Below are 2,510 nucleotides of genomic sequence, written 5' to 3'. Positions count from 1 at the left end.
AAAGCTACCTCGCCGGCCTCCACCTCCGTGGCGCGATGATCTGGATCAAGGACCTCACTCGAACCCATTGATCACGACCGAATACGTGCCCTAGGGCCTATCCGGCGGAACTTGGCTGATGGTCGCCAACAGGCCTGTGACCAGGGGACTATCGTCGTCCTCATGCCAAGCGACGGCCACTCGTGTGCGGGCAGTACCGGGTTCGATCCTACGAAAGACGACGCCTTTGAGGCGGATGCGTCGGATACTCGCCGGGGCCAGGGAGACGCCCAGACCGGTTCCCACGAGGGCGCACACGGTTTGCCACTCCACTGCGTGCTGGACTACCTGCGGCATGAAACCCGCCGCGGTGCACAGGCCGATGATCTGGTCGTGCAGTGGCGGGCCGACCGTGCGGGGCAACAGGACGAAGGGTGAGCCCGCCAACTGCCCGATCCGTACGGTCCGTTGGGTGGCCAGAGGGTGGGTGGCCGGCTCGCCTCGAAACTGATCGCCTACGCCCGCTTCCACAAGCACCAGCCGGTCCCCGGCACACCTGCGCCGCACCTCGCACTCGCAGAGCGTCCTGCCGGCCTGGCAGCAGCGCTACCCGGCCTTCCCCAGGCTGCGGTTCGTCCTGGCCGACACCGGCGAGCAGGCAGCCCGACGGCGATTGCGCGACCTGCAGGCCATCGCCGCCGCCCACCCGATGGTCACCCGGATGCTGACGCTGATGCGCGTGAAGGCAGGCGCTGCCCGCCTGGCCGACCTGGAGCAGCATGGCGTCAACGCCCCGGTGTGGCACTCCATCGGCGACCACACGAAGGGCCAGTGCGGGGCCTGGGAGCTTTAGAGGAGCAGCAACCTGCAGCGGTGCCGGTCCGGACGGCGGCATCAAGGTGTCCGGAGGCCACCAAGGAATCCGGGGTGCCGTGAGAAGCACTGAAAGCCGTCGCCCAGCGGGGTGGCGGCTTTCCGGTGTTCTGTCGTGCCGACGGCCCGAGGCGGAACCCACCGGGCGGGGGCCGTACGCGTCAGGTGTCGGCTGGCGGCGGCTGTCCGGTGGTGGGGCGGCGCAGTTGTTCGTTGAGGCGCAGGGCGTCTTCGAGTTGGTCTTCGAGGACGACGATGCGGCAGGCGGCGTCGATGGCGGTGCCCTGGTCGACGAGGTCGCGGGCTCGCATCGCGATGCGCAGCTGGTAGCGGGAGAAGCGGCGGTGGCCGCCCTCGGAGCGCAGGGGGGTGATCAGGCCGTGTTCGCCCAAGGCCCGTAGGAAGCCGGCGGTGGTGCCGGTCATCTCGGCGGCGCGGCCCATGGTGTAGGCGGGGTAGTCGTCGTCGTCGAGGGTGTGGGGGGTGTGGGGTCGGATGGTCGTCGTGGTCACTGCACCTCTTCTGTGTTGGTTCGGGGACGCGGCGAGGGGCCCCGGCGCCGTTGCGGCTCCGGGGCCCCGAAAGGGATACATCACCATCTACCGGCTGTAGCCGGGTTCCTTGTTCCGCAAGTCCCCGGGAGAGGGGATGTGCGGGGATCGCGTATGCGTGACCGGAAACCACCGTCCTCGTACTCAATGGGGTCTGCGGTGTCCGCCCGGGTGAAGACCTCACGGGCCGGGCGATCCTGATGGCGCTCTGTCCCCTCCGTTCATCCTCTGTACTGACTGGGACTGCGAACTGCTTGGCACTACTCACACGGGTACTTCTCGGTACTGCTGAACTTCAACTGCCTGGTACTGCTGCGGCGGCCCTCCCGGGCCGTCCGGTCCGGCAGCCAGCCCCGTCGCCCGTCCTGCTCACCTGCTCGGCTTGGAACCCCACTGCCGCACCTCCCAGCACGCGCGCCCGCAGTCCTGGCGCCTTTACTGGGATCCCGCGTACCGCGACTGCTGGGACCGCTCAACTCAATTCAATTCACCTGCTGGGTACTGCACCTGCACTTACCGCGGTACCGCTGGGTGGTGACCCCTGATCACTGCGGGCCACCCGGCCCGGCTGCCAGTCCCGTCGCCGACCTGCGCCAACCCTGGCTTCGAAACTCTGCCGCCGCACCGTTGCTTGCGTCACTGCTCCACGCCCACCTGCACGGCGCGTCCTGCGTACTGCCCACCTGCTGGGTACTGCATCTGCTGAACTGCGGTACCGCGCGGTGGCGGCCCCTGATCACTGCGGGCCGCCCGGCCCGGCTGCCGGTCCTGTCACCGTCCTGCACCTGCTCTGGCTTCAGGGCCCCACAACCGTGCCTACCTGCGAACTTCTGTCCTGCTGCCCGCCAGTTCGTGTCTGGCGGGTACCGCTTGACCGCGTCTACGGGAGAAACACTAACCACGACACAGGGCGATGTCTACTTCAGCCAGCACAGATTCTTCGGTGTTCGAAGGGAAGGTAGTCTTCGCCCCGCAGAACGGACGGTCCGCACCCGGGCCAGGGACAACAAGCGGCACGAACGAGCGAGCGGCACACGGACGGGAGGCAGCCGGTGGAAGACCCACCGACCACGGCGCCGGTGCGCGCGCCCGACCCGGCCGCGCGGG

General features: G+C 68.5%; 2 protein-coding genes and 1 pseudogene. 1 reads left to right on the top strand and 2 read right to left on the bottom strand.

The window, feature by feature from the left end:
- Positions 1 to 90 precede the first annotated feature (90 nt).
- Positions 91 to 474, bottom strand: a pseudogene (locus ABZ497_RS36700) (LysR family substrate-binding domain-containing protein); the annotation flags it as partial.
- Between the two features lie 178 nt (positions 475 to 652).
- Here ABZ497_RS36700 and ABZ497_RS36695 point away from each other — a divergent pair.
- Complete coding sequence (locus ABZ497_RS36695) at positions 653 to 832, top strand: hypothetical protein (RefSeq protein WP_359812466.1); 180 nt, start codon at positions 653 to 655, stop codon at positions 830 to 832.
- A 181-nt stretch (positions 833 to 1,013) separates the two neighbouring features.
- Here the strand turns inward: ABZ497_RS36695 and ABZ497_RS36690 are convergent, their stop codons facing one another.
- Positions 1,014 to 1,295, bottom strand: coding sequence for a MerR family transcriptional regulator (locus tag ABZ497_RS36690; RefSeq protein ID WP_359812469.1), 282 nt, complete (start codon positions 1,293 to 1,295; stop codon positions 1,014 to 1,016).
- Positions 1,296 to 2,510 lie beyond the last annotated feature (1,215 nt).

Origin of the sequence: Kitasatospora sp. NPDC005751, from assembly GCF_040630835.1 — a bacterium.
Classification (GTDB): domain Bacteria; phylum Actinomycetota; class Actinomycetes; order Streptomycetales; family Streptomycetaceae; genus Kitasatospora.
This window is presented reverse-complemented; position numbering and strand designations above follow the sequence as displayed.